This window comes from Kordia jejudonensis, assembly GCF_001005315.1.
In the GTDB taxonomy this organism is placed as follows: domain Bacteria; phylum Bacteroidota; class Bacteroidia; order Flavobacteriales; family Flavobacteriaceae; genus Kordia; species Kordia jejudonensis.
The window spans coordinates 39,164-61,763 of record NZ_LBMG01000007.1 but is presented as its reverse complement, the minus strand read 5'-3'; the positions used below and the strand labels follow the sequence as shown (position 1 = coordinate 61,763).

The window sequence follows — 22,600 nt, the reverse complement described above, 5'->3', positions numbered from 1 at the left end:
ATTATAGTATTAGCGTAAGTGGTCCGTTTTCGCGAACGACAGATCCAAAAAATGTTTTAGCAGTAAAGGTGTAATAGTAATTTCCATTTTCGACAAGTTCGCCTTTGACTTTTCCGTCCCAACCTTGAATATCGTCACCAGTTTCAGAATAAATTAAACTTCCCCAAGTATCATAAATGTTTAGTTCCATATTGTCTAAACCTACAAAAACAGGTCGGAAGAAATCATTCAATCCATCATCATTCGGTGTAAAAGCTGTTGGCATAATGAGTTTGTATCCTTTTTCAATTAATAATGTAATGACTCTTTCATACACACAATCGCCAGGGAAAGTTACCGTTTGAATCACCGTATACGAACCTGGTGAAGCATACGTATGTAACGGATTTTCTTCATTGGAAAAATTACCATCGCCAAAATTCCAAGACACATTTGTAAAATCGCCCGTAGTAACATTTGTAAACTGAATAGGATCAAGCTGTGAATAAATTCCATAGGTGTCAAATGCAATAGAAGACAAATTAAAATCTGGATTGCTCAACACAGGAATATCTACTTCAAACGTAAAACTACTTACACAACCCAACGCATCCGTAGCTTCCAAAATAACCAACCCATTTTGCATCGTAGTCATCATTTCATCATTTGCACCTGTAACTGTTCCGCTAGACCAATTGAGATCGTACGGAGGAACACCACCAGAAACTTGTGCTGTAAAAGTCTGATTTACCGTAAAAGTGTTGCAATTTGTAATAGTTTCCGTAGCTACATCAATAACAATTGGCGACGGACGCACTACAGTAAACGTGTCCGTAATATCACAACCATTAGCATCAACAACAGTAGCAACATAATCTCCAGGAGGAATAGCGTCTAAATCTTCTGTAGTTGCTCCATTGGACCAATTGACCGTAAAAGGAGCTGTTCCACCAGTAATTAATAAGTTAATGGCTCCAGAATTTGGATCATCACAATCCAACGCATTGGTAATATTTGCCGAAAGTGAAAGTTCAGCAGGTTCTAAAATGATAAACGTTTCCGTGATGGTACAAGGAACAGCATCTATAATATTAACAGTATATACACCTGGACCAAGATTGTTTCGTTCTACACCAGCATTCGGATCGTCTGCCCATGAAAAATCAATAGGATCTTGTCCGCCTTGAAAATTCAATATAATACGACCATCGTTTGCACCAAAACAAGAAATTTGCGTTACCACAGGGTCAATGGTAAAAATTGGTGGTGCCGGAATCGTTACAGTTGTTGAACCTGTACAGTTATTAGAATCTGTAACCGTAATGGTATAATCGCCCGCAGATAAATTTGTCTGATTCATACCTTGCCCCAAATTACTCCAAGCAATAGTATAACTTCCTGATCCGCCTGTAATATTAGTGATCGTAATTGAAGCATCATCATCGCCAAAACATAAAATTTCGGTGTTCGTTGTGGTAATCACAATTTCGTCAGGTTGTGTAAGGATGACACTTAAAGTATCATCACAACCATTTGCATCTGTAACAACAAGATCGTAAGTTCCGCCTACAAGTGTTGTTAGGTTTTGTGAAGTACTTGTAAAACCATTTGGTCCTGTCCAAGCATACGTATACTCAAAAACACCTGGCGAAGTTTCGGTTGGTGTTCCACCAGTAACATTAATTTCTATGGCTCCAGAAGCTTCTCCAAAGCAGGCAACATTTGTTTGATTTAGTAAGGAAGCGCTCAATGCTGCAGGTTGTGTGATCACAAAAGATTGTAAAATAGGGCCACAATTATTAGCATCAGAAAGTGTGAGTTCATAAGTTCCTGCGCTTAAGTTCGAAATGTCTTCGTCTGTTGAAAATGGTACTCCGTTTCTCGTCCAATTATAGGTGTAATTTTGAGTTCCGCCAGAAACGGTAATGGCAATCTCACCATCTGTTAAACCAAAACAGCTGATAGATGTTTCTGTGTCAACCGTTAAAGTTAATTCGGTAGGTTCCGTAATAGTATATGTTTCCGAAAAAGGACAACCACCTTCATCCTGAACTGTAAGTGTATAATCGCCTGGTTCAAGGCTTGAAATATTAGCCGTAGTTGCTGTAAAACCATTTGGCCCTGTCCAAGAAATAATATATGGTGCCCCAGAACTAAATGGTACTCCGCCAGTGATATTTGTAGTAATTGCGCCATTGTTATTGGCAAAGCAATCAATATTTGTAATCATCACATTTGCTGAAATAGCAGGATTTACCGTAATTTCTACCGTAAACGGAATACCATCACAAATGCCAGTTGAAGGTGTTACCGTATACGTTACAACGGCTGGAGCTGTAGTCGTATTTGTTAATAATTGGCTGATATTATTTTGTGGAGTTGTTGCAGCACTTGCGCCCGTAATACTTCCTGCTGGTACTATTGTTGGAGCTGTCCATGTGTACTGTGTATTTACAGGGACAACATCGCCATTTGAAGTATCAGGCGTGATAGTAAAACTATTTCCACTACAAATGGTTTCGGTAAAATTGCTAATACTTGGTGTTTCATTCACAATAATTTCTGCAGTATTCGAAATAATTTCGGAACATCCACCAGAAGCAAATGTAATGATGCAATAGTAATAAGTTGTTCCAGCAGTTGCAACCGAAGGTGTAAATGTATCTGTTGTTGCACTTGTGATAATCGTTCCTGAAATTACATCGTCTACCGTATTTGAATACCATTGATACGCTGGCGAACCAACGCCGTTGCTGTAACTTACGGTTAAACTATTTACAGTTTCACCCAAACACAATGCTTGCGATTGTGGCTGTGAAGTAAACATCGGACCAAGATTTACAATCACTTCCGCAGTATTGCTCACCGTTGAACAACTTGTGCTGGCTGCTTGTGTAATTTCACAATAATAATAAAAAGTACCAACCACATCAGTTGGCGGTACAAACGTAGCATTCGTTGCTCCCGCAATGGCTGTTCCACCAGTATTGTTATTTGTGGTATTGCTAAACCATTGGTATGAAAATGCTCCCAAACCACCTGAAACTTGTACTTCTAAGGTTTGTGGCAACGTATTTTGACATAAATTTTGTGAAACAATTGGTTGTACATCTACTACAGGTAAATCTACCACAATAACCTCAGAAACATCACTTACGACATCGTTACAACCATTTCCTGTAAAAGATAATTCAACATAATAATAAAAACTGCCTGCGGCGGTAAATACTGGTGGTGTATAATCAGAATTTGTAGCGCCTGCGATAGCTGTTCCACCTGAATTACTATTTGTTGTATTGCTAAACCATTGATAAGAAACGGTTCCTGTTCCGTCTGTAAAAGCGACCGATAAAGGATTCGGAATTGTACTTCCAACACATAAACTTTGCGTCACGGTTGGTTGATTGGTAATGCTTGCATTTGCTGTGACTGTAACCAAAGCCGTTTGTGAACTCAGCAATGCACAACCTCCAGAAGCAAACGTGATTTCACAATAATAATATACCATTCCTATAGTAGCCGTTGGTGGTACATAATCTGCATTGGTTGCACCTGGAATCAAAGTTCCGCCAGTGTTGCTATCTACAGTATTGCTAAACCATTGGTATTGTGGTGTGTCGGCAGTACTTCCCAACACAATACTCAACGTGTTTGGTGTTCCATTTTGACAAACCGTGCTTGGTTGTGGTTGCGTTGTAATTTCTGGTGCTGAATTGAGCGTAACTTCTATCGTGAAAGGAGTTCCGCTACAATTGCCAGAAGTTGGTGTTACGGTGTACGTTACAACCGCAGTTGCATTTGTGGTGTTTACTAATGTTTGATTAATTGAAGTTTGTGGTACTGTTTCCGAAGTGGCACCAGTAACACTTCCAGCAGGTACGATTGTTGGTGTTGTCCACGTATAGGTTGTATTTGTTGGAACAATATCGCCATTTAAAGTATCTGGCGTGATGGAAATATCGTTTCCACTACAAATGGTTTCGGTAAAATTGCTAATACTTGGTGTTTCATTTACAATAATTTCAGCCGTATCAGATGTAACTTCGGAACATCCACCAGAGCCAAATGTGATGGTGTAATAGTAATAGTTTGTTCCCACAGAAGTGACATCAGGCGTAAAGGTAGTCGTTGTTGCTCCTGAAATTGGCGTTCCAGAAGTAGTATCGTCTACAGTATTTGAATACCACTGAAAACTTGGTGTTCCTACACCATTGCTGTATGTAATTGTTAAATTATTTACAGTTTCACCCAAACATAATTCTTGTGAAACGGGTTGCGTATCAATTGTTGCCGCAGCATTTACAATAACTTCAGAAGTAGTGCTCGTTACGGTACAACTCGCACTTGCTGCTTGTGAAATTACACAATAATAATACAACGTTCCTACGGTATCTGTTGGTGGCACATAAGTAGTATTAGTTGCGCCTGCAATTGCTGTTCCACCCGTATTGTTATTCGTGGTATTGCTATACCATTGGTATGAAAAAGCTCCCAAACCTCCTGAAACTTGTACTTCTAAGGTTTGCAGTGTTGTATTTTGACACAGTGTTTGCGATGCGATAGGTTGCAAATCGATAGTTGGTAAATCGACAACAACAATTTCTGACACATCACTCACAACATTGTTACAACCGCTTCCAGCAAAAGATAATTCTACATAATAATAAAAAGTGCCTGCTGTAGTAAAAACTGGTGGCGTAAAGCTAGCGTTTGTTGCGCCAGCAATTGCTGTTCCACCTGTATTGTTATTCGTAGTATTGCTAAACCATTGGTAAGAAACCGTTCCTGTTCCGTCTGTAAAAGCGACCGATAAAGGATTCGAAATGGTACTTCCTACACATAAACTTTGTGTTGGTGTTGGTTGATTTGTGATGCTAGCATTTGGCGTTACCGTAACCAAAGCCGTTTGCGAAGTGATGACGGAGCAACCTCCAGAAGCAAACGTGATTTCACAATAATAATATAACATTCCTACGGTAGTTGTTGGTGGTACATAATCTGCATTGGTTGCGCCTGAAATCAACGTTCCGCCTGTAGTACTATCTACAGTATTGCTAAACCATTGATATTGTGGAGAAGCTCCTGAAGTAGCAACACTCAATGTTGCGGGAGTTCCATTTTGACAAACGGTACTTGGTTGTGGCTGTACTGTAATTTCGGGTGCTGGACTTACGTTGATGGTAAATATTACGGGCATTCCGTCACAACCATTTAACGTTGGTGTTACCGTATACGTCACAGTTCCGGGTGCTGTATTTGAGGTTGTGATAATCTGTGAAGGAATCGTTGCCGAAGTGCCTGAAGGTATAAATCCGCTAATTCCTGCTGTTGCTGTTGCCGTCCATGAATAGGTTGTTCCTGCTACGCTAGATGTTAAATTAATAGCGGTGGAAGAAACTCCGGAGCAAATATCTTGTGATAGGTCTGTATTTGTGATGACAGGAACTTCTTGTATCGTAAATGTTTCTGAGACCAATGTAGAAACACCACAATCATTTGTAACTTGAAGTGTCACTGTATATGTTCCAGGAGAAGAATAATCAATAGTTCCAGGCGTTGCAGAGGTTGACGAAGTTGTAGTAGCTCCAGGAAATTGCCAGTCATACGTTACTGCACTTGTGTTATCAGTACAATTATTTATGATTGCCGTTGGTGTTATAGAAGTTGCATTACACAAATCATTGATAGGATTAATAGTAGCTGTCGGCGGTTGTTTAACAATCACTTGTTGTGAACTGCTTACACTTCCGCATGATTCGTTGGTACCAGTCAGTTGAATTGTATATGTTCCAGGCGTAACAAAGTTAAACGAAGGATTTGCTGAAGTTGCAGATGTTCCATTGGTAAAGCTCCAAACTTCGGGTGCTGTTCCACAAAAATCTGCCGCATAGGTTACTTGCCATTGATACGTTGGCGGATTGCAACTTGTGGTTTCATCGGTAGTATTAGTGACATTTACATCTAAAGGTGTACATCCTGAAGTGGCACTCAAATTGAACTGTGGATTTACAGGTTCTTCTACACAAATGGTTTGCGTGATTGTGTCTACTGCACACGTATTTCCAACCATTTGTGTAATCGTGTAATTTCCTGCTTGTGTAAAATTAACACATAAATCTTCAGAGCCAGAAATCCAAAGATTAGGATTGGTAGACCCAAAATCATTTCCTAAAGTTCCACTATTTATAGTATACGTATTTGGCGTTATTTGCCATGTAATCCTTGGGTTTGTATCACAATCATTGTTAGTACCATTTGTAGCATTTCCCATCGATAAATCTTCAAAGCAAACTTCTGTATTTGTACAAGAAGGTTCTGTAGGAAATGAAAAATCGGCTACTGGATCTGATGAAATTAGAATTGGTGCAACCGTTGCAGTAGAAGTTGCACATAAATTGGAAGCAGATATGGTGGCAGAAAAAGAATTCATAAATCCACCACTATTTGTTCCGCAAGAAGTCACATTAAATTGATGCGTTATAGAGGATGGAGGCGGATGTGTTATGGTTGGTAAGGTAGTTCCATCACTAAAAACGATTGTGTAGGTTGTAGATGGCGGGTTATTTTCAAAACCTGTAATTTGAAACGTAAGCGAACCACCTGCACAAATTGTAGTATTTCCAGGCGTATCAAACCCAATTCCAGGTGTAGAACCTAAAAATACAGTATATTCTTGTACCGTTGTACAACCATTATTTCCCACAATTGTATACGTAAGTGTATAAGTTCCTTGATTGTAATCGTGTGTTAATAAATTCCAAGTAGTGCCTGTAAAAGGAGTACTACCATCGCCCCAATCAATAGTATAATTCGTGTTTAGAGTTGAAGCAGTTGAAGAAGCATTTGTAAACGTAAACGTAGCTGTAGGATCACCATCACAAATACTAAATAAAAATTGACTTGGTTCGGCTCCATCACCATTCAGCGTAGGATCAGGTCCTTCGGTAATATCAATTGTAATTGTTTGTCCCGTAACCATAGTATTTGTACCAGTTTGATCTTGAACATTTGTCAAAACGTAGGTGATACTTCCTGAAAAACTGGTATTCGCATCCAACGTTACACTATTAGAATTTCCTACAGTACTAATAGTTCTGACATCTCCATTTCTTGTATACGTAAATGTATACGGAGCCGTTCCAGCCGAACCTGTAAACGTAATTACGGGTGAATCATTATACTGACAAACAGTTGTAATGTCTACACTAATTGTAGCATCAGGCATTAGGACTGAATGTGCATTTTTCGAATCTCGGGACGAAGCATTCACTAGCTGTAGCGAAAAACAAACTAAGAATAATGCTAAAAAGTATTTTTTTACCATAAAAAGGCGATCTATTTATACGACATATTTTTTTGCGTAAGCAAATGTTAAAATTTTAACAAAATAAAAGTACTCAATATCTTTTTCATGACGTAAGAATTCAACCAAAAAAATATTAATTACTTTACAGTGTCAAAATAAATCATAAGAATTCAGCTATCCTTATGGGTTTCCTCACTATTTAAAATTTCAACTATTTCTTTACTTTCTTATTGATTGAGAATTATTTGTGGCTAAGTTATTACTTGCGTTCAATACCAGCAATGGGCATAAGTGATGAATTTTTACTAGTGATTTATAGGGAACTTACAATTCAATACCTTTTTACGACACTTCAACAAAAAACAATTTTATTTTTTTTTAAAACGGCACATATTTGAAGCATCAATCAAAAAACGAACTTTAAAAATCAATCAATTATGACACCAGCAGAAGTTTTCAAAATTGTCGGAATGCTCGCCATGCCCATGTGGATTTTAATGGTATTTCTACCAAAATGGAAGGTAACTCGATTTTTTATCGATTATAAAATTATTCCAATACTACTATCCATTATCTATGTAATTTATATCATTCAAGCCATGCAAATTGGTGGCGGAATGGACTTTGGAAGTCTACAATCAGTCATGGCATTATTTACCGAAGAACATGCAGTATTAGCAGGTTGGATTCACTATTTAGCATTCGATCTACTAGTCGGAATGTGGATTTTGAATCAAAATAAAACCATAAAAATTCATCATTTACTAATCATACCTTGTTTACTATCAAGTTTCATGTTAGGACCGGTCGGATTTTTACTTTTTATGATTATGAGAGCTATTAAACTTAAAAAAGCCTAGTTATGAATTTTCTAAAAAATTGTATTCGTACCGTAAAAAAAGCAAGTCCTATATTATTTACAATTGTACTAATTCATGTTCTTGGTGGATTGGTTTGTATTGGCGGATTGTTCATAGACGATAGAACCTTAATGGGCGTAAATGTTTGGGTAAAACCTTTAAAATTCTGCATTTCAGGCGCTATTTACATCTTTACTGTTGGTTTTTTAATGACCAAATATCCATATTCCACACGAAAGAAAAACATTCTCAACAACATTGTTTCATGGACACTTTTACTTGAAGTGGGCATCATATTTTACCAAGCAACACGCGGTGTACGTTCTCATTACAATCAAGATTCTTTATTTGACGGAATGTTATTCGCAGCCATGGGAATTTTAATAGGAATCAACGTATTACTCATGATTTTATTCGCTTTTGACGCTGCTCGATTAAAAATGAAAGTCGCAAAACCTGTACAAGTTGCCATTTTTATGGGTTGGATTGTAATGATTGTCGGAAGTTGGGTTGGCGGACAAATGATTAGCCAAATGGCACACAATGTCGGTATCGCAGATGGAGGCGAAGGATTGCCACTTGTAAATTGGAGTACGGTTGCGGGCGATTTACGCATTGCACATTTCTTCGGATTGCATGGTATACAAATAATTCCGTTATTCGCAATGGTACTTTCTAAAAAATGGAAAACATCCACCACAACTAAAGTGATTGCAACCCTAATCTTCGGATTAGCCTATTCTGCTTGGATAACCTACATGTTCTATCAAGCAAAACAAGGAATTCCGTTAATTAGATTTTAGACTGCTGCGCTTTTAAAATTAAGAATATTGACTTTACTGTGACTAACGGATAAACTAATGTAATTTTAAAATGAATTAGTTAACAAAAAGTAATTAAATTATAGAAACACAATGTTATTCAACAAACAAAAACGCTTACAATATATAGGATTCAACGATCTTTGGTTCGTCATTATCGGAATCATCGTATTGAGTTTTGTGACCGATTATTTATTCAGCAATTCGTTTATGCGTTATTCGTTTGGAGATGCTATCATTAATTGGAGCGTTTCACTTATGTTTTCCATTACAAATTGGTTTGTGATGCGGACGAACTTTATTTTCTTGCGAAAAAAGTTTCCAAATGTTGAAGATGTTGGTAAAAGAGCCTTCTTACTATTTATTTCCATCATTATTTCGGTCACGCTTATTGATGCGCTTGGCGGTACGATTGTAGGATATATTTTTGATCAAACGTACTATTTCTCAGAACGGTATCGTGTATTATTGCCAATCATTATTATTAGTGTGATGGTCATGGCGATTTACGAAGCAATATATTTTTACATTCAACTCAAAAAATCTATCCGACAAGAAGAACAAGCCAAACAAGTGGTCGTTTTAGCACAATTAGACGCTTTGCGAAATCAGGCACAACCGCATTTTTTCTTTAACAGTTTAAATACATTGCGCGATATCATTGATCAAAACTCAAAAGATGATGCCAAGCAGTTTGTAGATAAACTGTCAGATGTATACCGATTTATCTTAGATTCTGGCGATGCAAACATAATTCCGTTGCGTGACGAACTCAAATTTGCGCGTGCATACATTCACATTCAAACCGAACGTTTTGGCGATAACTTGAAGCTACATTGGAATATTCCTGAAACAGATTTAGATCGCATGATTGTACCAATGAGTTTGCAATTATTGCTTGAAAATGCCATCAAACACAATGTCATTTCACGATCAAAACCATTGACAATTCATGTAAAAATACAAGACGATTATGTGGTTGTGACGAATAAAATTCAAGCAAAATCAACACAATTACCATCAACAAAATTAGGATTGATCAACATTGAAAAACGGCATGCGTTAATTACCAATAAAGTGCCAAAAATTGAAAATAGCGGAACAGAATTTACCGTTTCTATTCCTTTACTAACACCTTCAGACACTATTACATCATGATACATGTTTTAATTATAGAAGACGAATTTCGCGCAGCAAATCAGTTACAAAACATGTTGAAAAAATGTGCTTTTGACTACAATTTGCTCGATATTATTGATACGGTTGAAGATGCTGTTACGTGGTTTCAAACCAACGAAATGCCCAATTTGGTATTTATGGATATTCAATTGGCAGATGGTTTAAGCTTTGAAATATTTCAAAATGTTGAGGTAGAAGCGCCCATTATTTTTACGACTGCATTTGATCAATATGCCATTCAGGCTTTTAAAGTAAACAGTGTAGATTACTTATTGAAACCAATTCAGCAAGAAGATGTACAAAAAGCATTGGATAAATTTTCAAAATCAACGCAACCTGAACACATTCATACAGACGTTTTAAAACAGTTGCTTAGCAGTATTCAAACACAAACCGAGCAAAAAAACACTAAAAAACGAAGCGGTTTATTAGTCAAAGAAGGCACAGGTTTTGTGCAAATAAAAATTGAAGATTTATTATACGTGTATTCGGAAGATAGCATTACGTTTGGCGTCACGGAAAGTAAGCGTTACATTATTGATGAAACTATTGATCAGTTGTTCAATTCCTTAGATCAAGAACAATTTTACAAAATAAATCGTGGACAAATTGTTGCCAAAAAAGCCATTCAAAAAATAAATCCATACTTCAATCATCGTGTAAAACTTTCAATTTTAAAAGAGCGCGATCAGGAATTTATTGTGAGCCGACAAAAAACGAGTGATTTCAAAGCTTGGATGAATTGGTAATTTGATTTTCCTTTATTTTAGTATCAATCTATGCGATAAAATAGTATTTTTATAATATGAAATCTGAAATAATAAAATCATTATCAAACAATTTTGAAGATCACTCTCAGACCACAAACAATGGAATAGAATTTTGGTTTGCTAGAGATATTCAGCAATTACTGGGATATACTGAGTGGCGAAATTTTCAAAAAGTAATTATCAAGGCTAAAATCTCGTGTGAAGCTACAGGAAATGATGTTTTAGACCATTTTGTTGACGTTAACAAAATGGTAAAACTGGGCTCAGGTAGTGAAAGAGAAATTGAAGATTTAATGTTAACAAGATATGCTTGTTATTTGATAGCTCAGAATGGAGATCCTAGAAAAGAACAAATAGCCTTCGCTCAAAATTATTTTGCTATACAGACTCGGAAATTTGAGGAAATTGAAAAAAGAATAAAAGATTGGGAGAGATTACAAGCTCGTCAAAAACTTACACTGTCAGAAAAAGAACTTTCAGAATTAATATACGAGCAAACTGGAAATGATAAGAATTTTGGACTTATAAGAAGTAAAGGAGACCAAGCATTATTCGGAATAACCACAAAACAAATGAAAACGAAGCTTGGAGTTCCCAAAGGACGGGCTTTAGCAGATTATCTTCCCACTATAACAATCAAAGCAAAGGATTTTGCTACGGAAATAACGGTTTTTAACACGAAGGAAAAAGGTCTTTCAACAGAAAGGCAAATTTCAGCTGAACATATAACGAATAATCGAGGTGTTAGAAATATTTTACTAAAAAGAGGAATAAAACCAGAGGATTTACCTGCCGAAGAAGACATTAAAAAATTGGAAAGAAGAGTGAATTCTGAAACAAAAAAACTCGGAAAAAATCCTGATAAATTAAATTGAAAACTTCTTCACAAAATTGGTATCCCAAACCTAATTCAGCAATTCAATCGGGCAAATATTACATAAATGGAATGCAATCAATTGACTTTAGCACATAAAATGCTATTTTCGTCTTGTAATGCCCAAAAAACTAAAAATCATCCTAATAAACTTGTCCATTCTTTTGATAGGACTGTTGCTTATTGAACTCATCTTTGGTGGTTGGTTCAATGCAAACAATCAATTGAGTAATATTGGCATTTTGCGTGATGTGAAGTTGGAGTATACGGTAAATCATTTGTATGAAACCGATCAGCCAACCATTACATATACTAGAGATTCATATGGTTTGCGCGGTATTTCAACCTTTAATGAACCTTCTAAAATAGACATTCTTACCGTTGGCGGAAGCACAACCGATCAGCGCTATATTGACGATGCCAAAACATGGCAAGAAGCACTCGAAAGAGCACTTTCCCAAGAAAAAGAAACTTGGTTGGTTTCCAATGCAGGTGTGGACGGACAATCAACTTACGGACATCTAAAAAGTTTCGAATTGTGGTTTTCCAACATCGAAAAACTACAACCCGAAATGATTTTCTTCTACGTCGGAATCAACGATTTTTACAAAGTCAGTAGCGATGCCAAGTACGATGCCATTCAACAATACGAGCATGCAGGACTCAAAAATACCATCAAAGACAAATCGGTTTTGTACAATGTGTACCGAAAACTAAAAGGCATCCGAAAGGCACAAAAAGTAAAGGTTGGACATTTTAAAGTAGATTTTTCAGCTACGAAATACACGCAAGAAGAAGTGCTAGACTCCACATTGCTAGCATTATATGATGAAAAAAACTTGAAAGCATTCAAAGTACGTGTACAGCAATTGATTGCATATTCAAAAAAAATGCGCGCGATTCCTATTTTCATTACACAACCTACGTTTTTATACAAAATTGAAAATGGCGAAGTTTTCGGTGTGGAAAATATCAATTATATAGAAGAAAAATACGCGTACAATGGTGTTGGATATTACAAACTACTGACCAAACTAAACGATGCCATCAAAGAAGCGGCAAGCGATTTTCCTGTTATTGATATTTCGAGTGAGGACGATTGGCAACCAGAAGATTTTTACGATTATTATCATATGACGGAAGCTGGCGCAGCAAAACTCGGTAAAAAAATCTATCAAAAAATGACGCAAATCGAACTTGTTAAATAAAAAGGAAAAGAGGCAGATGAAGCGGAGTTGAGATATTCACAAGTTCATTCCGAAAAATCTAAAAATATATACATACTTTTACAAAAAAGGAATCCGTGAAACTTAGTAAAAAACAGGGCAATATTTTTATGGGAATACTATTCCTAATTGCTTTTATATGGATACTTCGCAGACCTGTAAATTCCTTTCCAGATTCCACAGGATATCTCAATATGATGATCAATCGTACGCCTGGATATCCAATATTTTTAAAACTTATTGAATCAATTTTTGGAAGTAATTTTGAAACCGCTGTATGTTTCATACAAACCGTAATTGGTTGTTTCTCCATTTACTTTTTTATTCAAAAAATACGAAGTGTACAATTGCTAAATGAGTTCTATTGTTGTTGCCTTTCGTTTGCTTTATTATTGCCGTTTGTTTTTGGTATTCATGTGGCAAATAATATCCTTACGGAAGCAATTTCATACGCTTTATACCTAATTGTGGTCGGTAATTTCATTGCGTTTTTCATCTCAAAAAACAAAAAAGAACTCTATTACGCGTTGCCAATTTTAAGTTTGTTGCTCATTACACGTTACCAATTTATTTACCTAATTCCAGTTGCATTAGTGATGATTTTTTGGATAAACTTCAAAGAAAAACAATGGAAAACATACCGATTAATCATCATCCTTATATGCTGTTTGCCCATTGCAACATCACTTGTAGATAGAACCTATCACAAAATAGTACACAATCATTTTGTAAGTACGCCGTGGACAGGAATGAACATTATTACGGCAGCTTTTTATGTGTCTAATGCAGAAGATGAAGCAATTTTTGGTGATGCAGCAGAAAAGCAATTTTTCCAAAATACATATCAAGATTTGGCAAAAGCACACTTAAACATTCATCACTTAGAAAGAAATACGCATAGTAAAACTGAGGTGTATATAAACGAATTTGCAAACATTACCATGGGACCAATTTTCAAAAATGGAAATGCGGTTTTAGATCCATCACTTTCGGAAGATGAAAAATACATTGCGCTTGAAAAAATGACCAAAAGCATGTCAACACCGTTAATTTTAGACAACTTTTCGGAATGGACAAAACTCTATATCGGAAATCTCATTTTTGGTTTTGGCGGCATCAAATTCGTATTCTTATACCTTATCATTTTGCTCAGCAGCATAATTGGAATTCTAAAATACAATACAAAAATTTATAAAATATTATTGTTACTATCCATGCTTTTCATTGGTAATTTGGTGCTGGTTTCTGTTGGAATGCACGCTATTGTCCGATTTACCTTTTATAATGATTGGGTTCTGTTTCTAACCATTTTTATTTTACTAAATTCGCTTAACAAAAAAATATATGAGTCCTGAATTATCAATCGTGATGCCATGTCTTAATGAAGCGGAAACCTTAGCAATCTGTATTCAAAAAGCACAATCTTTTTTCAAGAAATACGAAGTGCATGGAGAAGTGGTTGTGGCTGATAATGGCAGTACAGACGGTTCGCAAGCCATTGCCGAAAAGTTGCAAGCACGTGTGATTCCTGTAGCCGAAAAAGGATACGGAAGTGCATTGCGAGGCGGCATCAATGCTGCGTTAGGCACATATGTAATTATGGGCGATGCAGATGATAGTTATGACTTTGAAGCCTTGCAACCATTTTTAGAAAAATTGCGCGAAGGAAACGACTTGGTCATGGGAAATCGTTTCAAAGGCGGCATCAAAAAAGGAGCCATGCCGTTTTTGCATAAATATTTAGGAAACCCAGTATTATCCTTTATTGGACGCCTATTTTTTAATATCAAAATTGGTGATTTTCATTGTGGATTGCGTGGTTTTTCAAAAGAAGCTTTCGCTAGAATGAACTTGAACACCACAGGAATGGAATTTGCTTCCGAAATGATTGTAAAATCGAAGCTCAATGGACTTTCCATTGCAGAAGTTCCAACTATTTTACATCCTGATGGACGTTCGCGTCCGCCACATTTGAACACGTGGCGCGATGGTTGGCGACACTTACGTTTCTTACTTTTGTACAGTCCACGATGGTTGTTTTTGTATCCAGCAATCGTGATGATTCTTGTCGGAACGATCTTATCAACCATCTTAATTATACAGCCAATTACGTTTGCAGGAATCGTTTTTGATGTGCACACACTTTTATACACAGCAAGTTCAGTTGTGGTCGGATTTCAATTTTTGGCATTTTATGCATTAACCAAAATCTTTGCCGTAGAAAACGGATTATTACCCAAAAGTGATCGATATGACAACCTTTTCAAGTACTTCAACTTAGAAAAAGGACTCATTGCGGGTTTTCTAATACTTGCTTTAGGAATTTATCTAAGTATAAACGGATTGTTAGATTGGAAAGCGACAAGTTTTAGCGATTTAAAGCCTGCTGAAACCTTGCGTATCGTAGTTCCAGCAGTATTTACAGTCATGCTAGGATTGCAAATTATACTCTTTAGTTTTTTCTTTAGTATTTTAGGCTTAAAGCGAAATATTGCACCAAAAAAGAAAGCGTAAATCTATCATTCCTTCGCAGGAAGGAATCCATTGACAACTTTGTGAAATTAACAACCTAACGCATTAAGTTTTAATCACACTCACAAACTGATATTTCCCTTTAAAAATATAGGGTACCAGCGGAAGATGATTGTATAAATATACCGGACATAACTGTTTAATTTCTGTAAGTTGCTGTTTTTTGAGAATTTCTTGAAAACGTTTTTTAGTAAAATAACGCTTCGGAATGGAAACGCCATATCCGTAATTTCCAACAATGTCCGCGAGTTGTAAAAGTGTTCGAGAGAAAAAACCATATTCAAAATGATCTTTAATAATGATAAAATTTGAAACCCGTTTGGCTTCTTTCAACAACTGATCAATGTGTTCTTCATCGTGATGCAAAACGTCACTAAATAATACAATATCAAAGCTTTTATCTTCAAACGGAAGTGTTTTTCCATCAAAAGAAACATAGTTTTCCCAGTTTTGGGTATTTGGATAAATATCAACTCCTGTAGCTTCCAATTGTGAATTTTGTTCCGATAAAACCTTCGTAATTTTCATATCGCCACAACCAATATCTAACAACGAAATCGTTTCTTTTTCTATAGCTAAGTTTTGAATTTCTTGTGTAAACAAACCACTCAACATACCAATCCGATTGCTGTGGGAAGCATTCTTGTGAAATTTGATCAAGAGCTTATCGAAAAAACTTTTTTTATCTTTTGCTAACGGAGAACTCATTACGGTTATAATATGAAGCGGTAAATATAGGTATTATTATACTAGGGCGTTTTGTTTTTGGGCCTGTTCCCGAGAAGGTGGGAATGTTTGTTGGATCTCTTGCATTTCATCATTCAGCATCTCATGTAGCAAAGCACTATTAAAATAAAGTTAATGTAAGCGCAGAATCAAATTCTTTTTAGAACTTTAAGCGTAAAATTAATTTGAATGAATTCATCCGAAACGAAAACATATTGGTCACAACGGTACAAAGACGAACGCACAGGTTGGGATATTGGTGCGCCATCAACACCATTGAAAACCTATATTGATCAATTGACAGACAAAACTATTAAGATTTTAATTCCAGGTGCAGGAAACGCCTATGAAGCGGAATATTTAGTTCAGCAAGGTTTTACCAATGTCTACATTTTAGATATTTCTGAAATTCCTTTGCAAGAATTCAAACAACGAAATCCCGATTTTCCTGCTGAAAATTTAATATGCGATGATTTTTTTACGCATCAAGGAATCTATGATCTAATTCTAGAACAAACCTTCTTTTGTTCGTTTCCACCATTGCCAGCAACACGAAAACAATATGCAAAACAAATGGCTAATTTGCTTGGCGCGCATGGAAAATTGGTAGGTGTATGGTTTGATTTTCCATTAACTGACGATTTAGAAAAACGTCCATTTGGCGGAAGCAAAACAGAATATCTACGTTATTTTGAACCGTATTTTACACTAAAAACCTTTGAAAAAGCATACAATTCCATTGCACCACGCGCTGGAAATGAATTGTTTGGAATTTTTGTAAAATCTTAAAAGCAATAACGAATAAATGAATAATCTGAAAGACTTACACATTGAGAAAGAACTATTGCCATTGTTTGATTATTCGCTAAACATGTTTGCAAAAAGGAAAATTGGAGAAATTCTAAATAGACCTTTGCAATCTGTAACGGCAATTATGCAGCGTCAAGAAATCTTAAAAGGATTTGCCGCAAATCAAAAAATACTAGACAATTATTCCTATACAGTTTTGTACCTAAATGAAGTTCATTTTTTTCTGGTCAATGAAAAAATAGAAGATTTGTCACAAAGAAAACTGAAGTATAAATTGCTTGCTTCAAAACAGGAAAAAATACGCTACATAAGCAGATTTAATCAATTAATATTGTTCTTTCATCGTTTAGAATCGAGGTATTTTACACGCTTAAATATAAAGCAGTTTCCAGAAGAATATCAGTTAAAAATAAAAGAAATTCTAACGTTTTTTTCACACTTTGAACTCTACAAATACGAATATATTGTTCGAGAAAAACGATTGAAAGACAAACACGTTATCGCGTTAACTGAGAAAATTTTTGAACTTAGAGGCAATGGCGCAGCGCTTTCTTTTTGGGAAAATTTCTTCGAATTTGAAGCATATTTATCCATACATACTACAATTTTAAGAAACAATTTTGTCTTTCCAAGTTTTACAGAAAAACAAATTTCATTGACGGAGTTTTACCATCCATTAATTAAAAATCCAGTAAAAAATGACTTTGAAACGTCGAGTAATGTTATTGTTCTGAACGGACCCAATATGTCTGGAAAATCTACTTTTTTAAAAGCTGTTGGACTGTGTGTTTACTTTGCACATTTAGGCATTGGAATTCCTGCGACTTCGGGAGCAATTCCGTTTTTTAATAATTTTTCCATTGAAATCAATAGAAGAGACGACATTCTCAACGGCTACAGTCACTTTATGACAGAAATAGTAAACCTTAAAAAGGTAGTGAAAAATGCCGTTGACGGAAAACGATGTTTTGCCATTTTTGATGAACTTTTTAGCGGAACGAATGTAGAAGATGCGTTTGAAATTTGTAAAACAACCATCAATGGATTGCGCAAATATGAAAACTCACTATTTCTAATTTCTACACACATTCAAGAACTTAAAAATGTATCGAATGCAGACATTTCTAACTATTATATCGATTGTGAACTTGTAGAAAACAAGCCAACATTTACGTATAAACTAAAAAAAGGTTGGTCAGATATTAAAGTTGGACGAATTTTATTTGAAAAAGAAGGCTTAAATGAATTGTTGAAATAAATTGCTTTGCTTTTGGACACAACATATTCGTGAATTCGTGGTAAAAAAAGACCGCTGACACTTTTTTGATGTTAAATTTTGTTAAAGTTAGAAAGGAAGTATAGATAATACGACAAAAATTAGAACTAAATTTGAAGACCTAAACCGTTTTAATGAAACCTATCCAATTATTTTTAGCATTCGTATTGAGCATTTTTTTGGTAGCCTGCGATGCTAAAGAGAAATCTACAAGCAATTCTGAAACTCCAACTTCCGTTGAAGAATCTGCACAAGCTGAAACTACAAAAACGGTAGACAAAGCCACGAAAATTATAGAAGAAACTATTCAATCGCATGGTGGCGAATTGTATGATGAAGCAAACTATCAATTTGTATTTCGAGATAAAACCTATCGTTTCAAAAATGATGGAAATTCGTATGTGTATGAAGTAGAAAGCACAAAAGATGGCAAAATCATACGAGACGTTTTAGACAATGGAAAATTTTCAAGAACAATCAATAATAAATCTGTCGAACTTTCGGAAAAGAACACAACAAGTGCTATTGGAGCTGTAAATTCTGTAATCTATTTTGCGACACTTCCACACAAATTAAAAGATACTTCGGTAAATACATCATTTGTAGAAGAAACGACAATTAAAAATCAAACCTATAATGTTATAAAAGTTACCTTTAGTCAAGAAGGTGGTGGCGAAGATTTTGAAGATGAATACCATTATTGGATCAATAAAACAACTAAAAAAGTAGACTATTTAGCTTACAATTATCAAGTAAATGGCGGTGGCGTTCGTTTTAGAAGCGCGTACAATGTTCGTGTAGTTGACGGAATTACGTTTCAAGATTATATTAACTACAAAGCGCCAGTTGGCACGCCTTTAAAAGAGTTGCCAGCGTTGTATGAAAAAGGAAAATTGAAAGAATTATCAAAAATAGAAACCCAACAAATAATTAATTTAAAACAGTAATCATGAAGAAAATCATTATGATGCTTGCGTTTTTCGCAGCAGTAAGTACCGTAAATGCACAAGATTTCCCTAAAGTTGATAAAAGTCCAACAGATATAGCACATTATCCATCAAATGCAGCTAAAAGAGCGTTTGCAAAAACGGATGATCAGAAGAAATCATTAGAGCCAAAAATTAGAGTGATTTATGCACGACCTTTCAAAAAGGGAAGAGACGTTTTTGGCGGATTGTTAAAATTTGGAAAAGCGTGGAGAGTAGGCGCTAACGAATCTACGGAAGTATTATTTATGACGGATGTTATGGTTGGCGATACCAACGTAAAAGCAGGTCGTTATTCAGTAATTATTATTCCTGAAAAAGATTCTTGGACGTTAAAAATTAACTCGGAAAATGACGGTTGGGGAAATTACTCGTATGACGCTTCAAAAGACGTAGCAAGTATTACGGTACCAACACAAAAAAGTGACAAAGAAATAGAGCAATTATCAGTTGTTTTGTATGAAAAAAGTAAAAATGTAGTACACTTAAAAATTGGATGGGACACAACAGTTGCTGAATTTCCGATAACATTAAAATAATAATTTCAATTATTTTATTTAGTGAACTCGTTTAAACTTTTCGGATTTAGGCGAAAATTAGCAGTTTTAAGTTCTGTTGACAGCTTTTTTGAGTTTCATAGCAGCGCTACGGAACGAAAATAAGGTAAAAACAGGTCTGAAAAGAGCAATTTTTTAGCAAATTAAAAAAGTTTAAACGAGTTCTATTTAAACGTAAAGCACTTGCAAGAAATTGTGAGTGCTTTTTTGGTTACTTTTTAGTCTTCGTATACGTATTCAATGTCAGTCCGATAACGATCAAAAGGATTCCAAGCAAACTCCACAGTGTATACGATTCGTTAAACCAACTGAGTCCAATAAGCATGGTAAAAATAACTTCGATATACTTTAAAGGTGCGGCTTTATTGGTTTCGGCAAGCTGCAACGCTTTCGTCATGTACAATTGACCAACGTAGCCAAAAATTCCTAAACTGAGCAATAATGCCCATTCCCAACCTAGGGGCGTTTTCCAATACGGAATACACAAAATTCCTCCGACCAATACGGCAATCATCATAAAATAATTGACAACAACAACAGGATGATCGCTCGAACCAATTTTTCGAATAGTGATAAAAACCAAACCGCTAAAAAATGCAGAAATAACGGCAAATAGCAATCCTATTGTTCCAATTTGTGTGTCAAATCCTTTCAAAACTAACACGCCACAAAACGCAATGCCAAAAAATAACCATTGTACATATTTAATTTTTTCTTTGAGAAGAAATACAGCAAAAATAGCCGCAAAAATAGGAGAGATGTAGCGGAGTGAAACTGCTGATCCCATCGGTAAATATTTGAGTGACATAAAAAATAGTGCCATGGATATGACTCCGAAAATTCCGCGTAATACCAATAGGGTTCTTTTATTTCCGTAGATAGAAATTTTGTGTTTTAGTAAAAAAGGAATCGTAAAAACCAAGGTGCCAATCGATCTAAAAAACACAATTTGATAGGCATTAAAATCGCCTAAATACTTCACAATGGCATTCAAAAAAGCAAACGCTAGTGCGCTAATGATCATAAATTGAATTGCCTTTTTGAGCATGAATTTTTTCGTTAAGAATTCACGCAAAAGTACAGGATTTCAACATAAAATATAAATGATTGCTTTTAAAAAATTACAATCCTTTCGTAACACCTTTGATGACTCTTTCCCAATCAAATGCAGGACCAATATCCCATTTTCCAGAAGGTCTATAATTTACATGTGATGTAATGCCTTTAAAATCAAATAACTCATCAATAGGTAATGTATTATATCTTTTATTTTCGGGTAAAAATGTTCTTGGAATATCGTATTGTGCTGTTAAATAGCGAAGTAACGTAATTAAACTATGATACTGTTTATCTGAAAACGTCGCATAATATTCTTGTCCTCTAAATGGCGCATCTAATTTTGTATAGTAATAGTCTTCATCCAACGTGCAATAATCATCTTTTCCATTGTTGTAAATGGTAACCAATTCATTTCCTTTTTTTATCAAGTAACCAATGTTTGAAATTTCGATAGCAATCGTTCGTTGCGAAGCTTTGATATTATTAGCTTTTGGCGAAATTCCCAAATGATACGACCAATATGCAGACGACCACATATTTAGCGTTTTTCCGTTTCTAGGAATGATAAAAGCAGTCGACACATGATTATTTGGTGTGGATAATGCTGCAACATCGCCTCTTAAAAAACCAGCAGTAAAGTGAATTACAATTTGTGTTTTGGTATTTCTTTCTTGGAAGAAGAAGGAAGTATCATTATTTTTCAATCTGCAATTTACATACTCCAATACTTCATTTGTTCCTTTAATGGGAACCGACATCTCTGTTAAATTGAATTGTTTTCCGTGAGAATCTCTTCCTGTTTCAAAAAAATCACTTTCATGATTGGATATACTGGTTGCTTGCATATTGGTTGGTTTTTAATGGTTAACTTTTTTAAGTAGCGATTCCTCCTCCAGTTCCTCCACCTGGTCCTGGACCACGATCTGGCCCTTTTTTGTATTTGTCTAACACTTTATTAAAACTTTCTTCTTCATATTTATCTCGCCTCTTTTTAGGTCTAGCTCTTTGTTTTTTACCATGTGCTTTTGCTCCTCCATGTGTTTTTCTCATTCTATTATATGCTATTCTTGCTTTTTCCTCAGGACTTTTTTCTACTTTCGGTTTCTTTTTCTTGGTCGTACTTTTTTTACCTTTGTTAAATTTAGGTGTATCTCCTAATTGTGCTACTTCTTGAAGTTGTGTAGTTTCGTTTGAAACTGCTTTTCTTTGCAATGCTTTTGCGCCCATCACATCTGCTTCTTTTTCCAAACCTACATTGTCATTTATAGCAACACCATTTTTTTTAATGGTTGGTTTTACACGACCTTGTTTTTGTTGTACAACATGCCAAGCTTCATGTGGCAAATGCTTTTCTTGTCCAGAAGCGAGATGAATATTTGTGCCTTGTGCATATGCGTGCGCGTTGAGTTGTGCAGGTTTGGATGAGTTGTAATGTACTTTTACATCATCCAACGAATGTCCGGAAATACCTTCCATACCCGATTTTAAGTTATCTGGTAAACCTGTATTGTTTTTTTTCTGTTGTATGATTGATGTCTCACGATTATCTTTTAGTGCCATTGCACTATTTTTTTCGTCAGCAATATGGTTGGCAACGCTTTTTGGTTGTACAGTTTTTTGTTGTTTTTTTTGATACATA

Annotated in this window: 17 protein-coding genes; 12 read left to right on the top strand and 5 right to left on the bottom strand. The window is 35.5% G+C overall.

All coding sequences use genetic code 11. The annotated features are described in order from the left end of the window. Position 1: 1 nt before the first annotated feature. Entirely contained in the window at positions 2–7,303 is a 7,302-nt protein-coding gene (locus AA089_RS05335) for a T9SS C-terminal target domain-containing protein (protein WP_046755897.1), read from the bottom strand. A gap of 419 nt (positions 7,304–7,722) precedes the next feature. Between AA089_RS05335 and AA089_RS05330 the strand changes: the two genes are divergently transcribed. From AA089_RS05330 to AA089_RS05295, 8 genes are all read left to right on the top strand, one after another. Then, on the top strand, positions 7,723–8,145 hold the full coding sequence (locus AA089_RS05330) for an ABA4-like family protein (protein ID WP_046755896.1): 423 nt from the start codon (positions 7,723–7,725) through the stop codon (positions 8,143–8,145). 2 nt (positions 8,146–8,147) lie between these two features. Further along, positions 8,148–8,948 carry a hypothetical protein gene (locus AA089_RS05325; RefSeq protein WP_046755895.1) on the top strand — a complete coding sequence of 267 codons (801 nt, stop codon included), beginning with the start codon at positions 8,148–8,150 and terminating at the stop codon, positions 8,946–8,948. A 111-nt stretch (positions 8,949–9,059) separates the two neighbouring features. Continuing rightward, complete coding sequence (locus AA089_RS05320; protein ID WP_046755894.1) at positions 9,060–10,124, top strand: sensor histidine kinase; 1,065 nt, start codon at positions 9,060–9,062, stop codon at positions 10,122–10,124. Next, positions 10,121–10,894: a LytR/AlgR family response regulator transcription factor gene (locus AA089_RS05315; protein WP_046755893.1), complete on the top strand. Its 774-nt coding sequence runs from the start codon at positions 10,121–10,123 to the stop codon at positions 10,892–10,894. The genes AA089_RS05320 and AA089_RS05315 overlap by 4 nt, the downstream gene beginning before the upstream one ends. Before the next feature lie 56 nt (positions 10,895–10,950). Next, the gene (gene dinD, locus AA089_RS05310) at positions 10,951–11,790 is read left to right on the top strand and encodes a DNA damage-inducible protein D (RefSeq protein ID WP_046755892.1); all 840 of its coding nucleotides are present in this window, start codon (positions 10,951–10,953) and stop codon (positions 11,788–11,790) included. A gap of 118 nt (positions 11,791–11,908) precedes the next feature. Further along, on the top strand, positions 11,909–12,997 hold the full coding sequence (locus AA089_RS05305) for an SGNH/GDSL hydrolase family protein (RefSeq protein WP_046755891.1): 1,089 nt from the start codon (positions 11,909–11,911) through the stop codon (positions 12,995–12,997). A gap of 128 nt (positions 12,998–13,125) precedes the next feature. Further along, the gene (locus tag AA089_RS05300; RefSeq protein WP_046755890.1) at positions 13,126–14,370 is read left to right on the top strand and encodes a glycosyltransferase family 39 protein; all 1,245 of its coding nucleotides are present in this window, start codon (positions 13,126–13,128) and stop codon (positions 14,368–14,370) included. Then, a complete protein-coding gene (locus AA089_RS05295) occupies positions 14,360–15,529 on the top strand; it encodes a glycosyltransferase family 2 protein (RefSeq protein WP_046755889.1) in 1,170 nt (389 codons plus the stop codon). The genes AA089_RS05300 and AA089_RS05295 overlap by 11 nt, the downstream gene beginning before the upstream one ends. Positions 15,530–15,592: 63 nt before the next feature. Here AA089_RS05295 and AA089_RS23510 read toward each other — a convergent pair whose 3' ends face one another. After that, positions 15,593–16,255 carry a class I SAM-dependent methyltransferase gene (locus tag AA089_RS23510; protein ID WP_053002207.1) on the bottom strand — a complete coding sequence of 221 codons (663 nt, stop codon included), beginning with the start codon at positions 16,253–16,255 and terminating at the stop codon, positions 15,593–15,595. Between the two features lie 207 nt (positions 16,256–16,462). Between AA089_RS23510 and AA089_RS05285 the strand changes: the two genes are divergently transcribed. The 4 genes from AA089_RS05285 (at position 16,463) to AA089_RS05270 (ending at position 19,884) form a co-directional block, all read left to right on the top strand. Then, on the top strand, positions 16,463–17,062 hold the full coding sequence (locus tag AA089_RS05285; protein WP_046755888.1) for a class I SAM-dependent methyltransferase: 600 nt from the start codon (positions 16,463–16,465) through the stop codon (positions 17,060–17,062). 16 nt (positions 17,063–17,078) lie between these two features. Then, complete coding sequence (locus tag AA089_RS23505) at positions 17,079–18,341, top strand: MutS-related protein (protein ID WP_053002206.1); 1,263 nt, start codon at positions 17,079–17,081, stop codon at positions 18,339–18,341. Between the two features lie 152 nt (positions 18,342–18,493). Continuing rightward, complete coding sequence (locus AA089_RS05275; protein ID WP_046755887.1) at positions 18,494–19,306, top strand: DUF6503 family protein; 813 nt, start codon at positions 18,494–18,496, stop codon at positions 19,304–19,306. A 2-nt stretch (positions 19,307–19,308) separates the two neighbouring features. Further along, a complete protein-coding gene (locus AA089_RS05270; protein WP_046755886.1) occupies positions 19,309–19,884 on the top strand; it encodes a DUF2911 domain-containing protein in 576 nt (191 codons plus the stop codon). Positions 19,885–20,113: 229 nt separating this feature from the next. Here the strand turns inward: AA089_RS05270 and AA089_RS05265 are convergent, their stop codons facing one another. The 3 genes from AA089_RS05265 to AA089_RS24170 form a co-directional block, all read right to left on the bottom strand. Beyond that, the gene (locus tag AA089_RS05265) at positions 20,114–20,950 is read right to left on the bottom strand and encodes a DMT family transporter (protein ID WP_156168910.1); all 837 of its coding nucleotides are present in this window, start codon (positions 20,948–20,950) and stop codon (positions 20,114–20,116) included. A gap of 73 nt (positions 20,951–21,023) precedes the next feature. After that, positions 21,024–21,806, bottom strand: coding sequence for an N-acetylmuramoyl-L-alanine amidase (locus AA089_RS05260; RefSeq protein WP_046755885.1), 783 nt, complete (start codon positions 21,804–21,806; stop codon positions 21,024–21,026). A gap of 28 nt (positions 21,807–21,834) precedes the next feature. Beyond that, positions 21,835–22,599: an eCIS core domain-containing protein gene (locus AA089_RS24170; RefSeq protein WP_082113203.1), complete on the bottom strand. Its 765-nt coding sequence runs from the start codon at positions 22,597–22,599 to the stop codon at positions 21,835–21,837. Position 22,600 lies beyond the last annotated feature (1 nt).